The following is a 25,993-nucleotide window of genomic DNA, read 5'->3' as shown; positions in this document are numbered from 1 at the left end:
ACAAAAAGCCAGCCTTGGGGCTGGCTTTTCTTTCGGACGCGATCTCAGCGCATCAGCTTGCCGTCGAGGACGCCGCCGGTTTTTCTCCGGTCAGCAAGTAATGCATCAACTCCCGCACCGGCCGAATCGCCTCCCCAAACGGCAGCTTGCCCGCACCGCGGAAGAACAACCCGCGCTCCACATCACCCCGCAGCGCCTGCGCCAGCTTCAGGTCAATGCAGAACTGCCCCACCTTGCCAATCCCATCGCGCAGTCCGCACGTCTGCAGGCAATCGAACCCCTGCAGGCAATCCCGCACCTTGGCCTTGGCCTGCAGCGCGCTCTCGCGCGACAGATACCGCGACAGCCAAGGCGTCATCACGGCCCGCGCCGGCAGACCGGCCACACTGACAAACTCGCCGATATCGCCTTGCTCCGCACCCGTCAGCACGCGCTTGAAGCGGACGTGCGCATCACCCTCTTCCGTCACGGCAAATGCAGTGCCGAGCTGCACCGCAGCGGCGCCCTTGTCGAGCCAGTGCTTCACCTTGGCATGCGAATCGATGCCGCCCGCCAGGATGATCGGAATCTGTTCCGCCGCCAGCCCAAGCTTGATGAACAACTCCCGGCATTCGTCCAGCACGCGCGCGAAAGAAAAGCGCTCGTCGCGCAGATCCTCAATGCGCGCCGCGCCCAGGTGCCCGCCCGCATGCGTCGGATGCTCGATCACCACCGCATCCGGCAGCCGCGACTTCTTCATCCAACGTTTGAGCACCACGCCCACGCCGCGCGAGTCGGAAAGAATCGGGATGAGCGCCACATTCGGATGCTCGGCCGTCATCTCGGGCAGATCGAGCGGCAGGCCTGCGCCCATGACGATCGCATCGGCGCCGCTCTCGCACGCCTGCCGCACCAGCGCCGGGTGCGATTCCACGGCCTTCATCACGTTCACGGCAATCATGCCGTTGCCCTGGCTGCCTTCACGCGCGGCGCGAATCTCGCGGTCCAGCGCGACGAGGTTGGCGGCGTTGATCGCGTCCTTGTCGCGCGACTTCTCGGTGGCCGCGACGAGGTCTGCATGGTGATGCCGCAAGTCGATGCTGGCGATGGTGCCCACGCCGCCTTCGCGCGCCACGGCGCCGGCCAGCCGGTGCGCCGAAATACCCACGCCCATCCCGCCCTGCACGATGGGTACGAGGCTGCGCCCCGCGAGTGTGAACCGACGCTCCAGCATGACAACTCCCAGCGGCCGTGCCGCAATGCAATAGAAAAGGGATTGAGCGTCGCATAGGTGAAACGCGGCGGGGTTGCGCAAGATCAAGGCAGGCTGCGCCGGTGCGCGCCGCCGCACATTGCGTGGCGGTTTGGACTGAAATGACCCGTCGACCGTCACGTCACCGGTTTTCGTGCTGGCAACGCCGGCAGCCCTGTGCTTAAATTCAGCCTCGTTGGATGAAACAGGGGTGCCGTACGGATGGGCCGTGCGGCTGAGAGAGTCCCTTCGCACCCGATCCGGTTCGTACCGGCGTGGGAAGTTTCAGAACACCGCGTAGTCTCTGGCAGCCACCCATCAGTTTTCTTCGGGTCCGCCACCTCTCCCGGTTTCGTCCACTGCCTGCTCCACCAGGCCACAGAATCAAGGACGAGACCATGCCCCAAGCCAAAAACGCCCCCGCCGCATCGTTCGACTCGCTGCAGTCCGAGCTCGACCAGAAGTTCGCCTATCCGGCCTCCAGCAAGACCTACATCGTCGGCAGCCGCCCGGACATCCGCGTGCCGATGCGCACCATCAAGCAGACGGCTACGCGCACCGACAAGGGCGAGATGCTGAACCCGCCGGTGCCGGTGTACGACACCTCGGGCCCGTACTCCGACCCCGATGTGCACATCGACCTGAAGGCCGGTCTGGCCCCGTTGCGCGCCAAGTGGATCGACGAGCGCGGCGATACGGAAATCCTCTCGGGCCTGTCGTCGGAATACGGCCAGACGCGCGCCAACGACCCGGCCACCGCGCACCTGCGCTTCTCGCACATCTCCAAGCCGCGCCGCGCCAAGGCTGGCGCCAACGTGAGCCAGATGCACTACGCGCGCCGCGGCATCATCACGCCGGAAATGGAGTACGTCGCGCTGCGCGAATCGCTGAACCTGCAGGCGCTGCAAGACAAGCCCGAATACCGCCAGCTGCTCAAGCAGCATCCGGGTTTCTCGTACGGCGCCAACCTGCCGCAGCGCCCGGAAGACATCACGCCGGAGTTCGTACGTGCGGAAGTGGCTGCAGGCCGCGCGATCATCCCCGCCAACATCAACCACACCGAGCTGGAGCCGATGGCCATCGGCCGCAACTTCCGCGTGAAGATCAACGGCAACCTCGGCAACTCGGCGGTGACGTCGTCGCTGGCTGAGGAAGTGGAAAAGATGGTGTGGGCGATCCGCTGGGGCGCCGACACGATCATGGACTTGTCCACCGGCAAGCACATTCACGAAACGCGTGAATGGATCCTGCGCAACTCGCCGGTGCCCATCGGCACGGTGCCCATCTACCAGGCGCTGGACAAGACGGGCGGCGTGGCTGAAGACCTGACGTGGGAGATGTTCCGCGACACGCTGATCGAGCAAGCCGAGCAGGGCGTGGACTACTTCACCATCCATGCCGGCGTGCTGCTGCGCTATGTGCCGCTCACGGCTGACCGCATTACCGGCATCGTGTCGCGCGGTGGCTCGATCATGGCCAAGTGGTGCCTGGCGCATCACAAGGAAAACTTCCTGTACACGCACTTCGACGAGATCTGCGAAATCATGAAGGCGTACGACGTGTCGTTCAGCCTGGGCGATGGCTTGCGCCCGGGTTGCATTGCCGACTCGAACGACGCCGCGCAATTCGGCGAGCTGCACACGCTGGGCGAACTGACCAAGAAGGCGTGGGAGCACGACGTGCAGGTCATGATCGAAGGCCCGGGCCACGTGCCGCTGCAACGCGTGCAGGCCAACATGGACGAAGAGCTGAAGCACTGCTTCGAAGCCCCGTTCTACACGCTGGGCCCGCTAGTGACCGACATCGCCCCGGGCTACGACCACATCACCAGCGGCATCGGTGCGGCCAACATCGGCTGGTACGGCACCGCCATGCTCTGCTACGTCACGCCCAAGGAACACCTGGGCCTGCCCGACAAGGAAGACGTGCGCGAAGGCATCATCACCTACAAGATCGCCGCGCACGCAGCGGACCTTGCCAAGGGCTGGCCGGGCGCGCAGCTGCGTGACAACGCGCTGTCGAAGGCGCGCTTCGAATTCCGCTGGGAAGACCAGTTCAACCTCGGCCTCGATCCGGAGAAGGCACGCGCCTTCCATGATGAAACGCTGCCGGCCGAGGGCGCCAAGATCGCGCACTTCTGTTCGATGTGCGGTCCGAAGTTCTGCTCGATGAAGATCACGCAGGAAGTGCGCGACTACGCGGCCACGCTCGATTCCAACGCCACAGCCGCAGTCCAGGGCATGGAAGAGAAGTCGATCGAGTTCCGCAAGACAGGCGGCAAGATCTACAGCTAACCACAACCGGTGCAATGCCAACTTCCACTTCCTTTGACGTAACGATCCTCGGCGGCGGCCTCGCTGGCCGCCTGTGTGCCTGGCAACTCGCGCAAACGGGGGTGCCCCCCGCGCGCATTGCCGTGGTGGAGCGCGGCGCGCGCGACGGCAGCGGTGCTGCTGCCTACGTCGCCGCGGCCATGCTGGCACCGCTGGCCGAAGCCGCCGTGGCCGATCGTTTTGTCGTGGACTTGGGGTTGGCAAGCCTGGCGCTGTGGCGCGATTGGCTGCCCAAGCTTCGCACGCCGGTGTTCTTCCAGGAGGCCGGCACGCTCGTCGTGTGGCATGCGGCAGACCGCGGTGAGGCATCGCTGTTTGCCAACCACGTGCGCAATGCCGCGCCGCCCGAGCGCGTGGCCGCCGATCTGCGTGCGGTAGACGCATCGGGCATCGCCCAGCTCGAGCCGCTGCTCGCGCAACGCTTCACGCAGGGGCTGTATCTGGCAGGCGAAGGCCAGCTTGACCCGCGCGGCGTGCTGGATGCGCTGGCGACCGAGCTGGAAGCGCTGGGCGTGCAATTGCGCTGGAACACGGAAGTTGCTGATCCGAGCCCCGACGCGCTTGCCGCTGCAGGGCTTGGCGCGCGCCTTGTGCTCGATTGCCGCGGCCTCGGCGCCAAGCCGCAATGGCCGCGCTTGCGTGGCCTGCGTGGCGAAGTGGCGCGCATCCATGCGCCTGACGTGTCGCTCACGCGCCCGGTGCGCATGCTCCATCCGCGCTACCCGCTGTACATCGCGCCCAAGCCGGGCAACGTGTACGTGATCGGCGCGACCGAGCTCGAATCCGACGATATGTCGCCGGCAAGCGTGCGCTCCACGCTGGAACTGCTTTCCGCTGCCTACGCCGTGCACCCCGCGTTTGGCGAGGCGCGCGTGCTGGAACTGAATACGCAGTGCCGGCCGACGCTGCCCGACCACCGTCCGGCCATCCGCTGGGACGGCGCGGGCACGTTGTCGGTCAATGGCCTGTACCGGCACGGCTACATGATCGCGCCCGCCGTCACCCAAGCCGCGGTGGCCGCGGCGTGCGATGTGCTGGACGGCTGTGCCTTCGATACGGACGACTGCGAATGGCCCGCGCTGTTCGCTGATGCCGCATCCCCAGAACCTGTTTTGTCATGACGCTGAACGTCACCCTCAACGACCTGTCGCTGGCGCTGCCTGCGGGCAGCACGCTGGCCGACGCCATTGGTGCTGCCACGCCGCAACTGCAGATCGCGCCGCCGTTTGCCGCATCCGTGAATGGCGACTTTGTGCCCAAGGCGCGCCATGCGCAGCACGCGCTCAAGACAGGCGACCGCATTGCACTCGTGCAGCCCGTCGTGGGCGGCTAGGAGTCTTCGATGACCACTACGAATCTGTCCGCCGTGGCTGACCCGCTGCGCCTCTACGACGAAACCTTCGCCTCGCGCCTGCTACTCGGAACCGCGCGCTACCCATCGCCGCAATCGCTGGAAGACGCGGTGCGCGTGTCCAACCCCGCCATGCTGACGGTGGCGCTGCGCCGCCAGAGCGCCGGCTCGCCCGAAGGCGGCGCGGGCTTCTGGAAGATGCTGCGCGAACTCGGCGTGCCCGTGCTGCCGAACACCGCCGGCTGCTATTCCGCAGACGAGGCCTACACGCTCGCGCAGATGTCGCGCGAGGTGTTCGAGACCGACTGGATCAAGCTCGAAGTCATCGGCGACGACTACACGCTGCAGCCCGACACGCTCGCGCTGCCGGCTGCGGCTGAACGCCTGATCCGCGACGGCTTCAAGGTGTTGCCGTATTGCACTGAAGACCTCGTGCTGTGCCGCCGCCTGCTCGACGTCGGCTGCCAGGCGCTGATGCCGTGGGCCGCACCCATCGGCACCGGCCGCGGGCCCACCAACCCGTACGGCCTGCGCCTGCTGCGCGAGCGCCTGCCCAACGTACCGCTCATCGTCGATGCGGGCCTGGGTGTGCCGTCGCACGCGACGCAGGTGATGGAATGGGGCTACGACGCCGTGCTGCTCAACACCGCCGTCGCCCAAGCCGGCGATCCGGTGGCGATGGCGCAGGCGTTTGCGATGGCCACGCAGGCCGGTCGCCTTGCGCGGCTGTCGGGCCCGATGCCTGAGCGTGATATCGCGCAGGCCAGCACGCCGGTTGTTGGGTTGCCGTTCTGGCATGCGGAAGAGAAGCAGGCATGAGTGCATCCGCCTTGCGTTTCTCCGCCGCGTGGCCCGAAGCCGCAGCCCTTGCTGCGCAGATCGTCGATCGCCATACCGAAGCCTTCGGTCGCGCGCCGCACGCCTGGAGCGTGACCGACCGCGCTGACGAAGCCACCAGCCCCGCCACCGTTCTGCTGACGGCGGATGCGGCGCAAGCCGAACGTGCTTGCGCCGCCGGTGCGGCCGTTGTGTTGACGGCAGTGGAAGGCGATCAGCGCATCGACACCGTGCACGATCGCCTCGGCATGTATCGCTTCACGTCTGCGGCGCAAGGCGATGCATTCGATGCGCGCTTCGTTGCCGTCTTTGGTGCGGCACTCGCGCTGGCATTCGAACCGCGCGATGCGCTGTGCGTGGCGCGCGCGTGGGTCGCGGAAGCGAATGCCGACGTGCTGGCCTGGCCGACGCAATTCGATGCCTTGCCTCGCGTGCTTGAACCGGCGTTGCCGTGCCCGACCGCAGCCGACCTTGCCTTTGCGCCGTGCCCGACGCAGCTCGGTATCTACGCCGTCGTGCCGGATGCGGACTGGGTGGCGCGCCTCGTCGCGCTCAAGGTGCCGACGGTGCAGCTGCGCTTCAAGTCGGACGACGCGCAAGCCGTGGTGGACCAGGTGCGCCGCGCAGAAGCCGCCGCACGCGGCAGCGCCACGCGCCTGTTCATCAACGACCACTGGCAAGTCGCGCTCGACGTGCATGCGCAGGTGCCCGGCAGCGGCATCTACGGCATTCACCTCGGCCAGGAAGACATTGACGATGCCGACCTGGTGGCAATCCGCTCGGCCGGTTTGCGCCTTGGCATCAGCACGCACGGCTTTGCCGAAATGCTGCGCGTCGCGCCGCTGAACCCAAGCTACCTCGCACTGGGCGCGGTGTTCGCCACGCCCACCAAGACCATGCCGACCGTGCCGCAGGGCCTAGGCCGCCTGTTTGCCTACGCGGCGGCCATGCGCACGCGCGTGCCGGCGCCGCCGCTGGTCGCCATTGGCGGCATCGATCTGGCCGCGATGCCGCGCGTGCTGGAATCCGGCGTGGGTAGCGTGGCTGTGGTGCGCGCCATCACCCAGGCGGCCGATGTGCCGGCTGCGGTGGACGCATTGCAAGCGACGTTCGCGGCGCACGTGCGCGCGTAAGCATCGTCAGCCGCACGTCCGCGCGCTTGCGCCGCCCACCCGGGTTTTCGCTGACCTATCCTGTTCGTGCGCCGCTGCGGTTGTTGCCGCAGCGGCTTTCCAACACACGCTGCAGGAGACAAGACATGGCGGTCCAGCCCATCCCCGAGGGTTACCACAGCGTCACCCCGTACCTGAGCATCAAAGGCGCCGCGCGCGCCATCGACTTCTACAAGCAGGCCTTCGGCGCCACCGAGATCATGCGCATGAACGGCCCCAACGACACCATCGCGCACGCAGAAATCCGCATCGGCAATTCGCCCATCATGCTGGCCGATGAATTCCCCAACATGGCTTGCGCCAGCCCCGACACGCTGCAGAGCACGTCGGTCGGCATGATGATCTACGTACCCAACGTCGACACCGTGTTTGCCAATGCGCTGAAGGCCGGCGGCACGGAAGTCCGCCCCGTGGTGGACCAGTTCTACGGCGACCGCTCCGGCACGCTCAAAGACCCGTTCGGCCACGTGTGGACCGTGTCTACGCATGTCGAAGATGTGGCGCCCGATGAGATGGCAAAACGCATGGAGAAGTGGACGAAGGATCAGGCGGCGGCATCAGCCTGACATCGGCGGTGCAAAGAAAAAAGCGCGGACGAGAGCCGCGCTTTTTTTTCTCGTGCGGGCCTCGGAGGCGATGACGTCAAAGAGTGTTGAGTCTCGTCGATTTCGTGCGCGACGCTCCGACACTGGTGGATCTGTGTGCATTCGCATCTTCCACCCTGAGGTCCTGCACGATGACTACCCCTGAACAGGCTCTGCCCGAAACTCCCGTCACCGCCCGCCGCCGCTCGTTCTACGGCATCAAGGTGACGGACATCACCCTGCCCGGCGGCCCATGCCGCAAGGTCGTCTATCCCGCACCACTGCCCGGCGTCATCATCTTCGTGCATGGCGTCAACTCCACCGGCGAATGGTTCGATGCCGCAGAGGAAGGCCTTTGCAAGGGGCTCAATGCCCGCCTGCAACGCAATGACGAACAAATGGCCTACCCCAAGGAGAGCGGCAAGCTCCGCCCCATGCGCTATACAGCCGAGCTGACAGAAGACGGCTATATATCTGACGACCTCAAAGCCAACACCTTCATTGAACCGGGCAGCGGCACCAGCCCCGTCATCCGTTTCCGCTGGGGCTACAAAGCCGGCAGCGAAGACGTCGTCCAAGAAGATGGCACCGTTCGAAACGAGCTTGCCAGTGTGGGCGGCAATATTCTGCTCGACGAGAAAAACGCCTGGGGCGGCGGTCCGTTCGTCAATGGCGCCTCCGCTCTGCCGGATCTGTTCGGCAAGGGTACCGACAGCGAAGTCCTGGGCGGTCTGTTTGAACTTCAGCACCTGCAAACCAGCGACCGGCAAATCTACAGCGCGCCGACGCGCCACTACCAGGCCTTTGCCGCTTGGCGGTTAGCCAAGCTGGTCGCTCGCATCCGCGAGCTGCACCGCGACATCTTCGAACGCGATTGCCCCGTCACCGTCGTCTGCCATAGCCAGGGCAACATGGTCGGCCTGGCTTCTGCCTACTTCGGAGCTAACCATCCCGAGTTCCAATCATTGGGCGTAGCCGACACCTACGTTCTCGCCAACGCGCCTTACAGCCTGCGCGGTAGTCGCCTGGACAACTTCAGCCAATTTGATGGCGCAGGCCGCGTCACCTACCACGCGCGCGTTGCCGGCCTCAAGGGCTTCTTCGACATCGTGCGCCACTTCCAGGCCCGTGCCCAACACTACAGCCACCACGCCGTGGATCAGCTCGGATTCAACGCGTGCCCTCAGAATGGCGACACCCCGCGCACTGCCGCCCAGGACAGCGCCGACCATCAGACCCGCGGGCGCGTCTTCCTCTATTGCTGCCCGCACGACCGCGTCATCTCCGTTTCACCAGTCCAAGGCATGGGCTGGCTTGGCTTGAACGACAAGGATGTGCAAGCCACCGGGGCCCGGGACATTCTGTTCCAACGCGTCTGGGCGCAAACCAAGCCGGGCACCCCGTACAAGGTTGGGGCAGAACCCGGCTACCGTTACCGCTATTGGCACGACACCATCGGCGCCACGCCGGCCGATGTGGGCAGCGGTTGGGATGACACCACCGGCACCTTCAAACCGCGGAACACCAACCCCACCTTCTGGACGCCGTCCCCTGACACCGCGAGTGTTTCCTTCGCCAGGATCTGGGGCGATTCGCGCAAGAGCATTTGGGGCAAGCTTGTCGCCAGCGCAGCCGGCGTTCCGATCCAAGCCATCATGTGGGCTGGCCAAGCCCTCAAGGGCGCCACCCACGTCAATGCCGACCCAGCGGATGACTGGACCGTGCTGGTCAATGCCCCCAAGGTGCCCAGCGGCGGCATCGTGCCCCAGGCCGTTTACCTGCCGCACGGCGAGCCCCGACCCGGCGAGACCTCACATCCGGATGGCGTGCGCACCATCGGCCCCTTCAACGCGCACAAGGAATCTGCCAGCGATGCGCTGAACCACAAGCGGAGCATCCCTGAAGGCCAGTTCGACCCCTACGCCGAGCAACGCAAGACCGGCCACGGCAATGCCACCAGCGAAGCCGCCATGCGCTACGACCAGAACGCCGGGGTGCGCCAGCGCGCGCGACGCGAACTCTACAACGACGACGGCACCGCCAGGAAGGGCGCGCCCTTTGCGGAAGACGACGTCAAGAAGATGAACGCCGCACAACACCACACCGCTGCGCGGCACCACGTTTGGCGCTTTCGAACAGCAAGAGCGCACCGCCCTGATGAAGGACGGCGAAGACGCGCAAGCCACCAACCACTCCACCATCCTCACCAACGCCATGCATGCGGAGCATGTGCTCGCCTATGACGTGGACGTGGGCCTGTGCCACTTCGATGAACCGTTGATGAACCAGTTGCGGCGGATGGCGGATTGGCGGTGGTGCAAGCCGATGGACGATGACGAGTACCCACCGGGGCGCGATCCCGAGTCGGACGATGAGTTCACTTACTACAACACCAAAGAGGCGCTCTATCGGGGGAGCGCACTGGCCAAACACGAGCTACTGGATACCAATCAAGGCGCAGTTAAGGCCATCGGCATTCCTGATGCGCGTAACCCTGGGCGCTTCGATGCCCACCACATGCCGCCAGACGGACCACGCTACGCCTGAGGAACCCATATGCGCGATTCATTTCATCTCCTCGCTTATCGGCGTGCCGCCACCCACGTGCTCGCAGTCGCCTGCCTGTTCCTTTCCGCCTGTCAATCGGGAGTCCAGATGCCCACTAACAAAACCTACTACCGCCAACCCATCGCCTGGCCGCGCATGCAAACGCAAGAAGAACAAGCTGATTCGGCGCATACCCCCGCCGCCGTCTTGCTTGGGGTGCAATGGCTCAATCCGCTGATGCGCCGAAGCTACCCCACTCAATGGAATCTGCTGTGGGCGCAAGGGCTCGCTCAGCCCAATGACGACGACCAGCAGGCGAAACGCTTCAAGCTGGGCGATGCGGTGGGGCAAGTCACCAATGGCGTCGCCCGCTACAAGAAGCTGGAGGATTTGCCGCACGTGAAGCGTGACAAATTCGCGACGGCGTTGAGCGATTTGATTACCGCTCCGCTCAATACCTTCAACGACTACCTGGAGGACGCGAATTATTTCTATTCCCTCAAGCGGGGCACCGGCCGCCCGAACTACTTCGACCCGAACGTATTCTTTGGACTGCCGCGCGAGTGGTTGAACACCCCCACGTACTTCAACGCCAATCCGAAGGACACTGGCTTGGATGCCATGCTCCGCGAGCAACGGGAGATGGGGGTTCCGGCGCCAAGCTACCTTGCCTACGATGCCGCCCACGCCGAAGAACGCATGCGCGACTACTGGGTCACGCTGCACAAAGACCGGGAGGGGAAAACTGTGCGTGGTACCCGCGTCCTCCCGTCCATGATCATTGGCGAACGCACTCTGTCACTGCTCGCGGTGCGCCGCCTTGTGTTTCATGAAATTGCGCGGGACTCACAAGCCAAAAGCATGCTGCTCAACCCCGAAGGCAAGTTGCCCAACGTCACCGTGTCGGCAGGCGACACCAACGTCGGCTTCTACAACCTGCAAGACGCCCTCAAGTTCCTGGCGCAACACCCTGACAAGCTGGCGTGGGTATGGAACGTGGATGCACCTAACTATCCGATGGGCGAGCAGACCAACGAAAACACCGCCCTGCTGATCCTCGGCCACCCGAGGGCCGACTGGGGCTACACAGCACTGGCCTCGTTCTACACTCCGCATCAACACCAAGGCGCCATCGGCAACAAGGCCGCCAATCCCGGCGGCGCGTGGACCGGTCTCATGCAAGCCGTGCAAGCGCAGGCCTCAGAACAGCATCCGGTCGAACGCGTCTACTACGACGTGCCAAAGCATGCCGACAATGTCACTTCGTTGATGCGGCCGTTGCGCGCCGCTATTCACCAGCAGTGGCCGGACCTCGACCAGATCGCCAACGTGTATAGCGTGGCTGAGCACATGGAGGGCCCGGCGCGGGCAGCCAGCTTTGCCGTCAATGCCGCCTTTGCGGCGGCGTATGCCGACCAAAGCGGCAAGAGTGCCGTCGTCACCAGCGTGGCCGATTCCACCGACAGCTGGGCAGTGCTGATTGGCCCGCCGCCGGGTTGGCAACCCAAGCCGCCGGTGACGTACTGGCCGCGCGCACGAGGCGAGAACCGGGCGTATTGGGCGTGGTTTGGGGAGCGGACCGACGGCAATCAAGCCAACGTCCAATGAAGCCGGTACGAGACAGGTTCAGCGCGCCTGACACGTCACCTGCACATTGTTCACATCGCCATTGACCGTGCCGCTGCCATTCGTCACCACGCAGTTGGCCGATGCGGGCTGCGAGCTGATCGTCACCACATAGCTGTCGTCGAAGGGCACCAGCCCGCCAAACACGAACGGACCGTTGGCGGCCAGCGTGAGCGAATCGCGGCCGTTGTTGAGCAACACGATCGACTGGCCGCCGGGCAGCCCGGACAACGTACCGCCAATCGAGAAGGCGCTGCCGATGGGCGAGCCGAGGCTGATGTAGCCGTTACAGGCACCGAGCAGCGCGCACAGCACAGCCACCGGAAGGCAGCGAACCAGCATGAGCGGCAGGCGTTTCATGGCAGCTCCTGATCAGTCTTCCTCGACATCCACTTCAAGCGAACGCGGTGCGGCGAGCGGGCGCGGCGCGAAACCGTGATTCAACGGACCGGCGCCACGACCGAGCGCGAGGTGGCGGCCGGCACCGATGGCGTGCAGCAGGTAATCGAGCGAGGCTTCGATGGCGACTTCCAGCGCATCGCCGCGCGCCAGGTGGGCGGCAATGGCGGCAGACAGCGTGCAGCCGGTGCCGTGCGTGTGCGGCGTGTCGATGTAGGTATGCGCGTAGACGCGCTCGGTGCCATCGGCGGTGACAAGCACGTCTTGCAGCACGCCGTCTTCACCGGCATTGGACGTGGCGCTCAGGTGCCCACCCTTGAGCAGCACCGCGCGGGGCCCAAGCGCCAGCAGGTCGCGCGCGGCGGGCAGCATGTCTTCGGCGGTGCGCACCTCGCGGCCGAGCAGCGCGCTGGCTTCCGGCAGGTTCGGCGTGACGACCAACGCGCGCGGGAAGAGCCATTTCGCCATCGCCTGCACCGTGGCGTCGCTACCGAGCTGCGCGCCGCTGGTGCTGACCATGACCGGATCGACGACGAGGTTGGCGATCGGGTGGCGGTCCAGCGCGGAGAGAATGGCCTCCACCGCCTGCGGCGTGCCGAGCATGCCGGTCTTGGCGGCATCGACGCCAATGTCGCTTGCCACGGCGTCGATCTGCGCGGCAACGATATCGGGGGTGAGCGATTCCACCGCCGTCACGCCCAGCGTGTTCTGCGCGGTGATGGCCGTGATGGCCGACATGCCGTAGCAGCCGAGCGCGGCAAACGTCTTCAGGTCAGCCTGGATGCCCGCACCGCCGCCGCTGTCCGAACCGGCGATGGTGAGCACGCGCGGCACGTGCGAGGCAGGAGCGGCAAACGCAGCGAGGGTCGGGTCGGTGATCGTCATGGCAAGCGCGAGCGTTGGGGGGTGTTTCGCACTATAGCGCTATCGCGGCCGGATCGACGCGCCGGCCTCTGAGCCCGGAAGGCGCCTGTTTCAGGGCCAAGCGCGAAGCGAAAACCGTGAAGCACGACGGTTTTTGGTTCGGGCGCGAGGCTCAAACCGTGAGCGGCGATCGTTTCCGGCCTGAATGCGAGCGTCAGACCGTGGAGCGCGACCCCCTTACCCTCGATCACGAGGCCTAAACCGTGGAGCGTCACCCTGTGAGGGTCGAAGGCGGGGCTCAGAGTGCGGCGCACCGCTGTCAAAGCACCGTTTTGTTGGCTCTTGGAGAGCCGCGGGTGGGGCTCCGAGCGCCGTTCGCCACCCTCCAAGGCTGGCGCGTGAGGGTTGGAGCGTGGAAGGCGGCCGTCCGAGGTCGAAAATTTGAAGCTCGGAGAGCGGAGCACGGGCCTTGGACCCCGGCGATCGGCTGTCCGAGCTTGGAGCGCGAGGCTTTGTGCCTTGCGCTCGGGCCGCAGACGTCGGCGCGTCAGTCCATGAGGTCGGTGTAATCGGCGGCGGCGTAGCGCTGGGCGCGTTCCCACGGTGCGGCGGCGGGCGCCGGCAACGCTGTCACGCGCGTGAGCTTGCGTTGCGTGCCGGTGGCGTTGCGCGATTCCACGCGGCGCGGGTATTGGCCGGCCACGTCCCAATCGACGGTGACGGTGCGCTCGCCCTGCGTCGAGCGGTAGGTCTGCACGCCGTTGCGTACCGGGCCTTCGGCGCGCATGCCTTTGAGTGCGGCGGGGTCGAGCAGGTGATACGCCGTCGCCCACGAGCCATCAAAGCCGATGTTGGAATATTCGGCCGGTTCCACGGCGTAGTTTTTCTGCTGGGATTCGCTGACCACGCGCACGGTCAGCGCGCCCTTGGCGTCGCGTTCGATCCAGCGCGGGGCGGTGTCGGTATCGGCGTGCTTGTGGCCGGCATGGGCGTTGGCGTGGTCGTGCTCGGCGTGCGCCGAAGCGGGCGGCAGTTCGCGGGCGATCCAGACGCTGTCACCCTGGCGGTAGACGCGCTCGGCAAAGCGGACGTCGCGCTGGATGCCGTCGGTGCCGAGCGACGACATCTGGTGTTCGACGCGCAAGGCGGTCAGCGCGTTGGACGAAGCGGGGCCGGCGGCCTGCGCCGTAGCAGCGAGGGCGGCGAAGGCGAACGAAAACAGAATGCGGGCAGATCGGGTCATACGAAGTCGGTCAGGCTGAAACGAAAAAAGCGCATGCCGATTGCCTCGGCATGCGCGTCAATGGAAACGCAGGAATCAGAGGCCCATGGCCGTCTTGACCACGCCGAACACTTTCGTGTTGTCCAGCGTGCCCTTCAGCGGTGTGCTGCCCGGACCAGAGGAGAACAGCATCACATCCCCGCCGCCGTGCGTTTCCGAACCAGGCGTGCCGAGCTGCACCCCCACTTCCTGCAGGTAATCGTCTGCAGCCGTGTCGACCGAGGCCACGTTGTCGCGCGTGGCCTTGCGTGTCGTGCCGCCGTTGCCGAACACCAGCGTGGTGTACGGCAGGCCGTCGGCAGCCAATTGCGGCTGGCCGGTCTTGATGTCGTTCGACACGCCCAGGATCGGGTTGCCCTTGCGCGGGTAGCCGTTGATCGTCATCGTGTGATCGTGGTCGGCCGTGACGACGATCAGCGTGTTCGACAGATCCGCCGTGCCCAGCGCACGCTTGATGGCTTCGTCGAATGCGCCCGCGTCTTCCAGTGCGCGCTTGGCGTTGGTGCCGTGCAGCGCGTGGTCGATGCGGCCGCCTTCCACCATCAGGAAGTAGCCCTTGCCGTTTTTCTGCAGCACGCGGATGGCCTTCTCGGTCATGTCCGCCAGGCTGGGCTCGTCCACATTGTTCTTCTTGCGGTCCAGCTCGTAGTTCATGTGGTCGAGGTTGAACAGGCCGAGCAGCTTGGTCGTCGTGGCCGGGTTGACGGCCGTCAGTTGCGTGCCGGTCGACACATAGGTGTAGTTGGCCGCCTGGAACTGGGCGATCAGGTCGGTCGTGTCGGTGCGCTTGCTGCCCGTCGTGCCTTGCGGCAGGTAATGACGGCGGCCGCCGCCGAGCAGCACGTCCAGGCCATCCTTGAGCGCGGCGTTGTACAGCGTGTTGCCCGGCGTGCCTTGCGCGGCGATGGTGTTCTCGCCGTCGCGGTGGCAGACGTGCGAGTAGGTGGCGGCCGGCGTGGCGTGCGTCACGCGCGTGGTCGTCACCGCGCCCACCGACTTGCCGGCGGCCTTGGCCAGCTCCAGCAGCGTGACGGCAGGCGTGCCGTTGTTGGCGGGGCACGTGCTGTCTGCACCGCTCACGTAGCCCTTGCCGGTGGCATCGCTGGCCTTCGTGTCCTGCGACATGGAGATGACTTCGTTGTTCATCTTCACGCCGGTCATGTAGGCCGACATCGACGGGGCGCTGTCGGTGGTCTGCGCATCGTTCGAATACGTCTTGATGCGTGCCGTGCGCTTGAGCGATTCCATCGTCAGGCGGCCGGCCTCGCCCACCTTGTAGATGCGCGTGGCGGTGACGGTGGTCGGGCCCATGCCGTCGCCCAGGAAGAAGATCACGTTCTTGGCTTCACCGGCGGCGTGCGCTTGGGCGCAGGCACCGGCTGCCAGCGCCAGCAGCGTGGCGCGCAGGATACGGTTCGATTGCGTGTTCATGATGTGCCCTCTCCCTCTTACAGACCCACGGCCTGCTTGATGAGGCCGAAGACCTCGGTGTTGTCCATCGTGCCGGTAAAGCGCTCGGCACCCAGGCCGCGTGCGCCGATGAAGACATCGGTGCCGCCGTGCGTTTCGCCGCCCGGTGCAACCGGGATCACGGCTTCCTGGTGGTAGCTCTTGTCGTACACGGCGGCATCGGTCAGTGCGCCGCGCGTGGCCGGGCGGTTCTCGCCCGTGCCGAAGCCGATGATCGTGAACGGGTTGCCGCCGGTGTCGGTGGCGTTGGCGCCCGTCACGTAGTTCTTCAGCAGGCCCAGCACGCCGGGGTTGCTGTCGCTGGTCGGGCCCGTGCGCTTGGCGTAGCCGTTGAGCACCAGCGTGTGGTCGTGGTCAGCCGTCACGACGATCAGCGTGTTCTTCAGGCCCGGGTCGATCGTGTTGAGCTTGTCGATTGCGCCCCGGATGGCGGAGTCGAACGCCACGGTGTCCTGCAGCGCCTTGCGGGCGGTGGTCTCGTGCAGCGCGTGGTCGATGCGGCCGCCTTCCACCATCAGGAAGAAGCCCTTCTTTTTGGCGGCCAGCACGTCGATGGCCTTGTTGGTCATCTCGCCCAGGCTCGGCTCCTTGCTCGGATCACGATCCAGGTCGTACGACATGTGGCTGCTGGTGAACAGGCCCACGACCTTGCCGTCGGTGGCTTGCAGCGTGTCGAATTCGGCCTTGTTGCTGGCATAGCGGTAGCCGCCGGCCTTGAGTTCGGCGATCAGGTCGCGGCCGTCAGTGCGCGCGCCGCCTGCGGTGGTCGGCTGGAAGTGTTTGCGGCCGCCGCCGAAGACGACGTCCACGCCATCGCCCAGCGCGGCGTTGAAGCCCTTGCCGGCCGGCGTGAGCTGCGCGGCGATGGTGTTCTCGCCGTCGCGATGGCAAATGTGCGAATACGTGGCGGCCGGCGTGGCGTGCGTGATGCGCGTGGTGGTGACCACGCCCGTGCCGTAGCCCGCAGCCTTCATCAATTCGAGCAGCGTCGTGACGGGCTTGCCGTTGCCGCTGGGGCAGGTGCTGTCGGCGCCCGAGAGGTAATCCTTGCCGCCCGCGTCATACGCCATCGTGTCCGGCGACATCGAGATGACCTCGTTGTTCATCTTCACGCCGGTCATGTAGGCCGACATCGACGGCGCGGAATCCGTCACCTGCGCGTTGTTCGAATACGTGCGCACGAAGCCGGTTTCGGGCAGCGTGTCCATGGTCAGTTCGCCGTCTTCGCCCACCTTGTAGATGCGCGCGGCGGTCATGGTGGTCAGGCCCATGCCGTCGCCCAGGAAGAACACCACGTTCTTGGTCGGGGTGGTGGCGGGCGTACCGGTATCCGGCGCGGCGGTGCCGGCATTGCTCGATGTGCCGTCGCTGCCGCACGCAGCCATGGCCAGTGCAGCGGCCGCGGCGGCGGCGTACTTCGTGAGTTTATGGTTGTGCATCGTTGGCTCCCTGAACGATGCCGGGCACTTTGGTGGCCGTGTGTTGCACGTACGTGATGCGGGTGCGCCACTTCCTAACCGGATCGCAAGGTTCGAATGTGACAACCGATTGACACCGCTGCATGAGCCGCGCTACCGCTTTGCAGTCTCCTGAGCGGCGAGCCACGCCTTGGCAGGCGCATCCGGCGCGCCGCCGCGCTACGATGCCGGCACCTCCGCTTGCCTGCCTGCGACCATGCTCACCCGCCAGTTCGTCAGCCACGTCACGCTGCGGCGCGACACCGTTGCCGCCTTCGACACGTATCCGTTCAGCCTGCCCGCCGTGCGCGCGCTCGAGACGCTGGAGCTGCATCCCAAGGTCACGTTCCTCGTGGGGGAAAACGGCTCGGGAAAGTCCACGCTCATGGAGGCGATTGCCGTGGCGCTCGGCTTCAACGCCGAGGGCGGCTCGCGCAACTTCAACTTCAGCACGCACGCGTCGCATTCCGAGCTGCACGCGCATCTGCGCATTGCACGGGGTTTTCGCAAGCCGCGCACCGAATTCTTCCTGCGCGCCGAGAGCTTTTTCAACGTGGCCACCAACATCCAGCAGATGGATGAAGAGCCGGGCCTGGGCGGGCGCGTGATCGATTCCTACGGCGGTCGGTCGCTGCATGCGCAATCGCACGGCGAATCGTTTCTGGCGCTGTTGATGAACCGCTTCGGCCCGAACGGCCTCTACCTGCTCGACGAACCCGAGGCAGCGCTGTCGCCGCAGCGGCAACTGGCGGTGCTCACCCGCCTGCATGACCTGGTGCAGGCGGAAAGCCAATTCGTGATCGCCACGCACTCGCCCATCCTGATGGCCTATCCCGACGCGTGGATCTATCAGTGTGACGGCGACGGCATTCGGCGCATCGCCTATGAGGAGACTGAGCACTTTCAGGTCACGCGCGATTTTTTGGCCAATCCGCAACGGATGCTGAACATGCTGCTGGAGCAATGAACTGCCGTGGTGGCGGTCGGCCGAATCCGCTACAATCCAGCCCATTCCGAGGAGCGTTGCAACGGGTGGGCACTGCCCAACCGCCAGGCTCGGAAGTTCAAACGGCGCTCGCAGTATCGTGGCTGACACGATGGCGAGAACGCATCTATCCGGGGCCCCAGCATGGGCCCCGTCTCAGTGGTCATCTCCCCGCGTGCGGTCACCCATCTTTTCCGGAGTGATCCAATGAACGCTGTCACCGAACTGAAACACGATTACCTCGTCGCCGACATCAAGCTGGCCGACTGGGGCCGCAAGGAAATCGCCATTGCCGAGACCGAAATGCCCGGCCTGATGGCGATCCGCGAGGAATTTGCCGCCAGCCAGCCGCTCAAGGGCGCGCGCATTGCCGGCTCGCTGCACATGACCATCCAGACCGCCGTGCTGATCGAGACGCTCAAGGCACTGGGCGCCGACGTGCGCTGGGCCTCGTGCAACATCTTCTCGACGCAGGACCACGCGGCCGCCGCGATTGCCGCATCGGGCACGCCGGTGTTCGCCTTCAAGGGCGAATCGCTCAAGGAATACTGGGACTTCACCCACCGCATCTTCGAATGGCATGACGGCGGCACGCCGAACATGATCCTGGACGACGGCGGCGACGCAACGCTGCTGCTGCACCTGGGCGCCCGCGCCGAGAAAGACGCTTCCGTGATCGCCAAGCCGGGCAGCGAAGAAGAAACCTTCCTGTTTGCCGCCATCAAGGAAAAGCTGGCCAAGGACGCCACGTTCTACAGTCGCAACCTCGACGCCATCAAGGGCGTGACCGAGGAAACCACCACGGGCGTGCATCGCCTGTACCAGATGGCCCAGCGCGGCGAGCTGCGCTTCCCGGCCATCAACGTGAACGACTCGGTCACCAAGAGCAAGTTTGACAACCTGTATGGCTGCCGTGAATCGCTGGTCGACGGCATCAAGCGCGCGACCGACGTGATGATCGCCGGCAAGGTGGCGGTCGTGGCTGGCTACGGCGACGTGGGCAAGGGTTCGGCACAGGCACTGCGCGCACTGTCGGCGCAAGTGTGGGTGACCGAGATCGACCCGATTTGCGCGCTGCAGGCCGCCATGGAAGGCTACCGCGTGGTGACGATGGATTACGCCGCCGAGCACGGCGACATCTTCGTGACCTGCACGGGCAACTACCACGTCATCACGCACGACCACATGGCCAAGATGAAGGACCAGGCCATCGTCTGCAACATCGGCCACTTCGACAACGAGATCGACATCGCGTCCGTCGAGAAGTACCAGTGGGAAGAGATCAAGCCGCAGGTCGATCACGTGATCTTCCCCGACGGCAAGAAGATCATCATCCTGGCCAAGGGCCGCCTGGTGAACCTGGGTTGCGCCACGGGCCACCCGTCGTACGTGATGAGCAGCTCGTTCGCCAACCAGACCATCGCGCAGATCGAACTCTGGACCGAAGCGGTGAAGGGCTCGAACAAGTACCCGGTGGGCGTCTACACGCTGCCCAAGCACCTGGACGAGAAGGTCGCGCGCCTGCAGCTGAAGAAGCTGAATGCGCAACTGACCGAGCTGACGGACCAGCAAGCCGCCTACATCGGCGTGAGCAAGGAAGGCCCGTACAAGGCTGACCACTACCGCTACTAAGCCGTACCTGCCGGCGGCATTCCCCGCCGCCGGCTCTCCAACCGAGGACTCCTCCATGAGACTGCTCGCTGTCTGGGTCATCAACGCGCTGGCGTTGCTTCTTGTCGCCTATCTGCTCAAAGGCATCCACGTCAACGGCTTCGGCTCCGCGCTGATCGCGGCGCTCGTGCTGGGTCTGGTCAACACGCTGATCCGCCCGATCCTGGTGATCCTCACCCTGCCGGTGACGCTGCTCACGCTCGGGCTGTTCATCTTCATCATCAACGCGCTGCTGTTCCTGTTTGTCGGCAACCTGCTGGCGGGCTTTCAGGTGGCCAGCTTTGGCGCCGCGCTGCTGGGCTCCATCCTGTACAGCGTGATCTCGTGGCTGCTCTCGAGCCTGTTGCTGCGCGAGGCTTAAGGTTTCTGTCATGCAAGACCGTCAATTCAGTTTCGAATTCTTCCCGCCCAAAACGGCGGAAGGCGCCGAGAAGCTGCGCAACACGCGCGCGCAACTCTCGCCGCTCAAGCCGCGCTTCATCTCCGTGACGTTCGGCGCGGGCGGCACCACGCAACAAGGCACGCTCGACGCCGTGGTGGAAATCCAGCGCGAAGGCATCGAAGCGGCGCCGCACCTGTCGTGCGTGGGTTCGTCGCGCGAGAGCATCCGCGGCATTCTCAATACGTATCGCGAACACGGCATCCGCCGCATCGTCGCGCTGCGCGGCGACATGCCGTCGGGCATGGGCGAGATCGGTGAATTCCGCTTCGCCAACGAGCTGGTCGAGTTCATCCGCCAGGAAACCGGCGAGGCTTTTCACATTGAAGTGGCGGCGTATCCGGAATACCACCCGCAGTCGCGCTCTGCCCGGCACGATCTGGAGAACTTCGCCCGCAAGGTGAAGGCCGGTGCGGACTCTGCCATCACGCAATACTTCTTCAACGCCGACGCGTATTTCCAGTTCGTCGACGACGCACGCAAGCTCGGCGTGGACGTGCCCATCGTGCCGGGCATCATGCCGATCACGAATTCGTCACAGCTGATGCGGTTTTCCGAGATGTGCGGTGCGGAAGTGCCGCGCTGGATCGCCAAGCGTCTCGAAGGCTTTGGCGACGATCGTGAATCGATCCGCGCCTTCGGCCTGGACGTGGTGACGGCCATGTGCGACCGCCTGCTGCAAGGCGGCGCGCCGGGCCTGCACTTCTACACGCTGAACGCCGCCGGCTCCACGCGGGCGATCTGGCAGCGACTGGGCCTGTAAAGAGAACGCGCATAGCAAAGGAGATCGTCATGGCCGCCGCACCCGATCCGCTGATCGCCTGGTTGCTTGACGAACTCCGGCCGCTGGCCGCGCAAATCGGCGAGATCCGCGCCCGCCGCATGTTCAGCGGTGCGGCGCTGTATTACGACGACGTCGTGTTTGCGCTGGTGCTGCGTGGCACGTCTTACCTGCGCGTGGACGACCTCACGCGCGAACGTTTCCTTGCTGAAAAATGCACGCCGTTCAGTTACGAGCGCAACGGCCGCACCATCAGCATGACGGGCTACCTGAGCACGCCGGCAGAGGCGCTCGACGGTGGGCAGCCATTGCGCGACTGGGCGCGGCTGGCCATTGAAGCCGCGCTGCGTGACGCCAATGCCAAGGCCGCCAAGCCGAAGCGCGCCACGGCAAAGACGGCGAAAGCTACCAAGGCAACAAAGACAACGGCGACCAAGACGGTCGCCGCAAAAAAGACAGCCAAGCGCTGAACGCTCAGTACAGCGTGGTCTTCAGCCGCTCCGGCAACTCGCGATCGTAGGCGTCTCCATCGAATGCACCACCGCTGATGTGTTGCAGGATCTTGCCTGCGGTGGGCACGGCCGGCTTGGTTTCCTGCGCGCCGCGCTCCCACAGCTTTGAGCGCACCAGCGCCTTCGAGCAATGGAAGTACACCGTCTGCACCTGCACGAGGATCACACTGCGCGGCAGCTTCTCCTGCACCGCAAATGACGCGAGCAATTCCGGATCGGCCGAGATGGTCGCCGTGCCGTTCACGCGCAAGGTTTCACCCACGCCCGGCACGATGAAGAGCACCGACACGCGACCGTCTTCGACGATGTTGCGCAGGTTGTCGATGCGGTTGTTGCCGGGCCGGTCAGGAATCGCCAGCAAGCGTTCGTTGAGGATGCGGACGAAGCCCGGCGCATCGCCCTTCGGCGAGGCATCGGTGCCGCCAGCGCCTACCGACGACAGCACGATGAACGGCGAAGCCTCCACCAACGCGCGGTAGTCGGCGTTCAGGTGGTCGATCTCCTTGAGCAGCGAACGCGGGTTCGGAGCGCCGTACACGGCTTCGAGGTCGGCAACGGTTTTCAGCGTGTAGGACATGGGTTTCCTGTGGCGGATTAAAACGCGCCGTGCTCGGTGACGATGCAGTCGAGCGCGATGTCGTGCGATTGCGGTGCGATGGATTCCACGCGGTTCACTTCATATGCCACGCCAATCGTGCGCGGACGGTGTCCGGCGGCATGCAGCGCAGCGAGCGTGCGGTCGTAGAAGCCGCCGCCGTAGCCGATGCGGTAGCGCTGCGCGTCAAAGCCCACGCACGGGATCAGCAAGGCATCGGGCGTTTCCATCTCACCCGAGCGGGGGATGGGAATGTTGTACGCGCCGGGCGTCATTTCACAATCGGGCGTCCAACGCCGAAACTGCAGGGGCGAGAATTTGTCAGTCACTACAGGCAGCAGTGCATGGCGCGCGGCGTCGGCCGCCAACCAGTGGCCCAGCACGGTCAACGCATCGAACTCTCCCTGCGTTGGCCAGTAAGCAGCCAGGCGTTTGACGGGCAGTGTGTTCAGCAACCCGGCCAGGTGATGTGCCAGTGCAGCATCGTGGGCAATGCGATCCGGCAGCACGGCGCGTGCATCGAGCAACATGGTGCGCAGCGTGCGGCGCGATTCGATTGGCGTGGTGGGATTGGCCGGATCGTGCGGGTTCCCTAAGGCTGACATGGGATAATTCGGCGGACCTAACAGTGATTGGATGGGGCAGGAGATGACATTGAAGGCCAAGGCAGTATATCGCGCGGTCGCGCTGGCTTTTGCGGGTGTGGTGGGCATGAGCGTGGTCGGCCCGACACCGCTGGCGGTGGCTGCAAAGCGCCAGGCGCCGCAAGGCATTCCGGCCAATCCGGACGATGCGTTTGTCGAGTTGCGCAACGCGGCGCGCCGCAACGATGTGTCGCGCAGCTGGGAGTTGGCCGACAGCCTGTCCGATTACCCGATCCAGTCTTACGTGCAGTATTTCCGCATCAAGCCGCAGCTGTTCGATGCCAGCGGCTATGCGCGTACCGACGCGCCGGAAGACGAGATCCGCTCGTTCCTGCAACGCTACAAGGGCGAGGCGATTGCCGACCGGCTGCGCAACGACTGGCTGCTCGTGCTGGGCAAGAAGCGCGACTGGGCGACCTTCGATGCCGAGTACCCGAACTTCGTGCTGAAGGACGACACGCAGGTCGAGTGCTATGCCCTGCTCTCGCGTGCGATGAAGGGGCAGAACGTGGCGGCCGATGCACGCAATACGCTGTCGGATCCCAAAGGTTATGGCGAAGGCTGTGTCGACCTGATCGGCTATCTGGCGCAGTCCAAGCAGTTCACCCGTGCGGACGTGGCTTTTGCGGCGCGGCTGTCGCTGGAGCAGAACCTCGTCACGCAGGCGTCGCGCATTGCGGCGGTGCTGCCGGACGGCGATCGCGTGGACAACGACACGCTGGCCAACGTGACGCGCATGGCGCGCAACGATCCGTCGCAGGCGACGGCGTATCTGCTGGCGCAAAGCGGCGGCCTGTCGCGCGAAGAGCAAGGCGCAGGCTGGGGCGTCATCGGCCAGTACGCCGCCAAGAAGCAGACGCCCGATGCGCTGGATGCCTACCGTCGCCAGTTGACGCTCGGCGGCGACGCCTACCTCTCCGACGAGTCGCAGGAGTGGCGCGTGCGCGCGGCTCTGCGCGCCGGGGATTGGAAGATGGTGCGTCAGGCTGTTGAGAAAATGCGCCCCAGCCTGCGTGATCGGGACCCGGCCTGGACGTACTGGTACGGCCGCGCGCTCAAGGCCGACAATCGCAACGACGAAGCCCGCCAGCAGTTCCAGTCGATTGCCGGCCAGTTCAACTTCTATGGCCAGTTGGCGCAGGAAGAACTCGGTCAGCGCATCACCGTGCCGCCGCGCACGACCGTGACCGATGCCGAGATCGACGTGATGGGCCGCAACCACCCGGGCTTTGCGCGTGCCAAGAAACTGTACGACCTGAATCTGCGCTTCGAGGGCAACCGCGAGTGGAACTGGGAGCTGCGCAACATGAGCGACCGCGAGTTGCTGGCCGCAGCCGAATATGGCCGCAAGCTCGGCTTGCTCGATCGCACCGTCAACTCCGCGGACAAGACCAAGACCGAGCACGACTTCGCGCTGCGCTTCCCGACGCCGTATCTCAATGTGGTCCAGCGCAACGCCGATGCCGTGGGCTTGGACATTGCCTGGGCCTACGGCCTGATCCGCCAGGAATCGCGCTTCATCATGGATGCGCGTTCGTCGGTGGGGGCCTCGGGCCTGATGCAGGTGATGCCGGAAACCGCCAAGCACATCGCCAAGAAGATCGGCCTGCCGGGGTTCCGCGTTTCGCAGATGAGCGACATCGATACCAACGTGCTGCTGGGGACGGCCTACCTGTCGATGATCCTGACGAATCTGGACAGCTCCGTCACACTGGCGACCGCCGGCTACAACGCCGGCCCTGGCCGCCCGAAACGCTGGCGTTCGACGCTCACGCGGCCGGTGGAAGGGGCGATCTTCGCCGAGACGATCCCGTTCAACGAGACGCGCACGTATGTGAAAAACGTGCTGTCGAACGCGACGTACTACAGCGCGTTGCTGACTGGCCGCCCGCAGTCGTTGAAGGACCGCCTGGGCAAGGTTGTGCCGGAATCGGTCACGCCGGACGATCTTCCGTAAGCGCCTGATCGTCATTCCTTTGTCACCCGACGCCCGCCGCAACGCGGGCGTTTTTCATGCGCGCGTGCGCTGGCTGGCGCACAGTTGTGCCGCACGCAGCACGCCGTGTCGACATACCTTGGGGGCAATCCCGTTCGGGATGTATTGTGGTGTTGCCCCCCACCCGTCTTGGAGATGCCTCCATGCAGCCCTCCAATCTGCTCGTCTTTGGCGGTACCGGTTTTATCGGCTCGCAACTGCTGTCTCGGCTGGTCACGGAGACGTTTTCCGCGCCGGGCATGCCCGAAGGCCGCATGATCGTGCCCACGCGCGATCCTGAGTCGTCCCGCGCGCACAACCTCACGCTGCTGCCGCGCGTCGACGTGATGGACGCCGACATCTACGCGGACGATGCCCTCGACGCGCTGTTCCTGGCGCTGACCGAGCGCGGCGGCGAGCACTGCGCCGTCATCAATCTCGTCGGCGTGCTGCAGGATGCGCGCGAGATACCGTACGGGCCGAATTTCCAGCGCGCGCATGTCGACCTGCCCCGCCGCATCGTCGCCGCATGCCGACGCCATGGCGTGAACCGGCTGCTGCACATGAGCGCATTGGGCGCCGATCCGGCCGGCCCGTCGATGTACCTGCGCAGCAAGGGCGATGGCGAACGCGTGGTCATGAACAGCGAGCTTGACTGGACGGTGTTCCGCCCCTCGGTGGTGTTCGGTCCGCAGGACCACTTCCTGAATCTGTTTGCGAGCATGCAGCGCATGGCGCCGTTTGTGCCGCTGGCCTGTGCCGATGCGCGCTTCCAGCCCGTGTACGTGGATGACGTGGCAGCCGCGTTCATCAACGCGCTCAAAAAGCCGGCGACGATCCGGCACGCGTATCCGCTGGTGGGGCCGCGCATCTACACGTTGGCGGAGCTGATGCGCTTTGCGGGGCGTGCCAGCGGCCACCCGCGCTGGATCGTGCCGCTTCCAGAAGGGCTGGGCCGCATGCAGGCCGCCCTGCTGGAGCACCTGCCCGGCGCGCCCATCTCGCGGGACAACCTCGATTCCATGCGCGTGGACAACGTCAGCATGGAACCGGTCGCGCCGGAACTCGGCATCCACCCGCTCGGCATGGAGGCCGTGATGCTGCCCGCCCTGGCCGGCTTTGGGCCGGACCGCGGATTGCGTGCCGCACGTACGCGGGTCCATCGCTAGCCGCTACGGAAACGCGGAGGATTTGCCGCGTTTGTGAATCCGCTTCACAACCGTGGCCAATCGGATTCG

22 protein-coding genes, 1 pseudogene and 2 riboswitches are annotated in these 25,993 nt (G+C 65.3%); of the genes and pseudogenes, 15 read left to right on the top strand and 8 right to left on the bottom strand.

Annotation, left to right across the window (positions count from 1 at the left end; all coding sequences use genetic code 11):
- Window positions 1-52 precede the first annotated feature (52 nt).
- A complete protein-coding gene (locus R2669_RS13915; RefSeq protein WP_147214970.1) occupies window positions 53-1,213 on the bottom strand; it encodes an NAD(P)H-dependent flavin oxidoreductase in 1,161 nt (386 codons plus the stop codon).
- 215 nt (window positions 1,214-1,428) lie between these two features.
- Window positions 1,429-1,530: riboswitch (TPP riboswitch) on the top strand.
- A 99-nt stretch (window positions 1,531-1,629) separates the two neighbouring features.
- Here R2669_RS13915 and thiC point away from each other — a divergent pair.
- The 8 genes and pseudogenes from thiC to R2669_RS13875 all read left to right on the top strand — a co-directional run bounded on the left by thiC (window position 1,630) and on the right by R2669_RS13875 (window position 11,663).
- The gene (gene thiC / locus R2669_RS13910) at window positions 1,630-3,525 is read left to right on the top strand and encodes a phosphomethylpyrimidine synthase ThiC (RefSeq protein WP_147214971.1); all 1,896 of its coding nucleotides are present in this window, start codon (window positions 1,630-1,632) and stop codon (window positions 3,523-3,525) included.
- 14 nt (window positions 3,526-3,539) lie between these two features.
- Complete coding sequence (locus tag R2669_RS13905) at window positions 3,540-4,685, top strand: FAD-dependent oxidoreductase (RefSeq protein ID WP_316889025.1); 1,146 nt, start codon at window positions 3,540-3,542, stop codon at window positions 4,683-4,685.
- Complete coding sequence (thiS, locus tag R2669_RS13900) at window positions 4,682-4,897, top strand: sulfur carrier protein ThiS (RefSeq protein ID WP_027678722.1); 216 nt, start codon at window positions 4,682-4,684, stop codon at window positions 4,895-4,897. The genes R2669_RS13905 and thiS overlap by 4 nt, the downstream gene beginning before the upstream one ends.
- Before the next feature lie 9 nt (window positions 4,898-4,906).
- Complete coding sequence (locus tag R2669_RS13895) at window positions 4,907-5,734, top strand: thiazole synthase (RefSeq protein WP_316900664.1); 828 nt, start codon at window positions 4,907-4,909, stop codon at window positions 5,732-5,734.
- Window positions 5,731-6,885: a thiamine phosphate synthase gene (locus tag R2669_RS13890; RefSeq protein ID WP_316900662.1), complete on the top strand. Its 1,155-nt coding sequence runs from the start codon at window positions 5,731-5,733 to the stop codon at window positions 6,883-6,885. The genes R2669_RS13895 and R2669_RS13890 overlap by 4 nt, the downstream gene beginning before the upstream one ends.
- A gap of 125 nt (window positions 6,886-7,010) precedes the next feature.
- Complete coding sequence (locus R2669_RS13885; RefSeq protein WP_316900660.1) at window positions 7,011-7,490, top strand: VOC family protein; 480 nt, start codon at window positions 7,011-7,013, stop codon at window positions 7,488-7,490.
- 170 nt (window positions 7,491-7,660) lie between these two features.
- Window positions 7,661-10,055: pseudogene (locus R2669_RS13880) on the top strand (T6SS effector phospholipase Tle3 domain-containing protein).
- Window positions 10,056-10,064: 9 nt separating this feature from the next.
- Entirely contained in the window at window positions 10,065-11,663 is a 1,599-nt protein-coding gene (locus tag R2669_RS13875) for a hypothetical protein (protein WP_316900658.1), read from the top strand.
- Between the two features lie 18 nt (window positions 11,664-11,681).
- Here the strand turns inward: R2669_RS13875 and R2669_RS13870 are convergent, their stop codons facing one another.
- The 5 genes from R2669_RS13870 to R2669_RS13850 all read right to left on the bottom strand — a co-directional run bounded on the left by R2669_RS13870 (window position 11,682) and on the right by R2669_RS13850 (window position 17,135).
- Window positions 11,682-12,041: a DUF4369 domain-containing protein gene (locus tag R2669_RS13870; RefSeq protein ID WP_147214979.1), complete on the bottom strand. Its 360-nt coding sequence runs from the start codon at window positions 12,039-12,041 to the stop codon at window positions 11,682-11,684.
- Window positions 12,042-12,053: 12 nt separating this feature from the next.
- On the bottom strand, window positions 12,054-12,965 hold the full coding sequence (gene thiD, locus R2669_RS13865) for a bifunctional hydroxymethylpyrimidine kinase/phosphomethylpyrimidine kinase (protein WP_147214981.1): 912 nt from the start codon (window positions 12,963-12,965) through the stop codon (window positions 12,054-12,056).
- Window positions 12,966-13,491: 526 nt separating this feature from the next.
- Window positions 13,492-14,187 (bottom strand): hypothetical protein, encoded by a 696-nt coding sequence (locus R2669_RS13860; protein ID WP_316900655.1) that lies wholly within the window; start codon window positions 14,185-14,187, stop codon window positions 13,492-13,494.
- A gap of 75 nt (window positions 14,188-14,262) precedes the next feature.
- Window positions 14,263-15,657: an alkaline phosphatase gene (locus tag R2669_RS13855; RefSeq protein WP_147214984.1), complete on the bottom strand. Its 1,395-nt coding sequence runs from the start codon at window positions 15,655-15,657 to the stop codon at window positions 14,263-14,265.
- A gap of 17 nt (window positions 15,658-15,674) precedes the next feature.
- Window positions 15,675-17,135 (bottom strand): alkaline phosphatase, encoded by a 1,461-nt coding sequence (locus R2669_RS13850; protein WP_147214986.1) that lies wholly within the window; start codon window positions 17,133-17,135, stop codon window positions 15,675-15,677.
- A gap of 235 nt (window positions 17,136-17,370) precedes the next feature.
- Here R2669_RS13850 and R2669_RS13845 point away from each other — a divergent pair, with 235 nt between their 5' ends.
- The 5 genes from R2669_RS13845 to R2669_RS13825 all read left to right on the top strand — a co-directional run bounded on the left by R2669_RS13845 (window position 17,371) and on the right by R2669_RS13825 (window position 21,499).
- Window positions 17,371-18,120 (top strand): AAA family ATPase, encoded by a 750-nt coding sequence (locus tag R2669_RS13845; RefSeq protein ID WP_316900867.1) that lies wholly within the window; start codon window positions 17,371-17,373, stop codon window positions 18,118-18,120.
- A 42-nt stretch (window positions 18,121-18,162) separates the two neighbouring features.
- Window positions 18,163-18,237, top strand: a riboswitch (S-adenosyl-L-homocysteine riboswitch).
- A 108-nt stretch (window positions 18,238-18,345) separates the two neighbouring features.
- A complete protein-coding gene (gene ahcY / locus R2669_RS13840) occupies window positions 18,346-19,770 on the top strand; it encodes an adenosylhomocysteinase (protein ID WP_316900653.1) in 1,425 nt (474 codons plus the stop codon).
- A gap of 55 nt (window positions 19,771-19,825) precedes the next feature.
- The gene (locus R2669_RS13835; RefSeq protein WP_004628357.1) at window positions 19,826-20,170 is read left to right on the top strand and encodes a phage holin family protein; all 345 of its coding nucleotides are present in this window, start codon (window positions 19,826-19,828) and stop codon (window positions 20,168-20,170) included.
- A gap of 10 nt (window positions 20,171-20,180) precedes the next feature.
- Window positions 20,181-21,011 (top strand): methylenetetrahydrofolate reductase [NAD(P)H], encoded by an 831-nt coding sequence (gene metF / locus R2669_RS13830; RefSeq protein ID WP_015856052.1) that lies wholly within the window; start codon window positions 20,181-20,183, stop codon window positions 21,009-21,011.
- 29 nt (window positions 21,012-21,040) lie between these two features.
- Entirely contained in the window at window positions 21,041-21,499 is a 459-nt protein-coding gene (locus R2669_RS13825) for a TfoX/Sxy family protein (RefSeq protein ID WP_316900651.1), read from the top strand.
- A gap of 4 nt (window positions 21,500-21,503) precedes the next feature.
- Here R2669_RS13825 and R2669_RS13820 read toward each other — a convergent pair whose 3' ends face one another.
- Together R2669_RS13820 and R2669_RS13815 are read right to left on the bottom strand one after the other, a co-directional pair.
- On the bottom strand, window positions 21,504-22,118 hold the full coding sequence (locus R2669_RS13820; RefSeq protein WP_316900649.1) for a pyridoxamine 5'-phosphate oxidase family protein: 615 nt from the start codon (window positions 22,116-22,118) through the stop codon (window positions 21,504-21,506).
- Between the two features lie 17 nt (window positions 22,119-22,135).
- A complete protein-coding gene (locus R2669_RS13815) occupies window positions 22,136-22,741 on the bottom strand; it encodes a 5-formyltetrahydrofolate cyclo-ligase (protein ID WP_316900647.1) in 606 nt (201 codons plus the stop codon).
- 43 nt (window positions 22,742-22,784) lie between these two features.
- Between R2669_RS13815 and R2669_RS13810 the strand changes: the two genes are divergently transcribed.
- The gene (locus R2669_RS13810) at window positions 22,785-24,737 is read left to right on the top strand and encodes a lytic transglycosylase domain-containing protein (protein WP_316900645.1); all 1,953 of its coding nucleotides are present in this window, start codon (window positions 22,785-22,787) and stop codon (window positions 24,735-24,737) included.
- Between the two features lie 182 nt (window positions 24,738-24,919).
- The gene (locus tag R2669_RS13805; RefSeq protein ID WP_316900644.1) at window positions 24,920-25,924 is read left to right on the top strand and encodes a complex I NDUFA9 subunit family protein; all 1,005 of its coding nucleotides are present in this window, start codon (window positions 24,920-24,922) and stop codon (window positions 25,922-25,924) included.
- Window positions 25,925-25,993 lie beyond the last annotated feature (69 nt).

The sequence above is a fragment of the Ralstonia edaphi genome (assembly GCF_958350185.1).
Lineage (GTDB): Bacteria > Pseudomonadota > Gammaproteobacteria > Burkholderiales > Burkholderiaceae > Ralstonia > Ralstonia edaphi.
The sequence above is the reverse complement of the archived record's forward strand: the minus strand, read 5'-3'. Positions and strand labels throughout refer to the sequence as shown.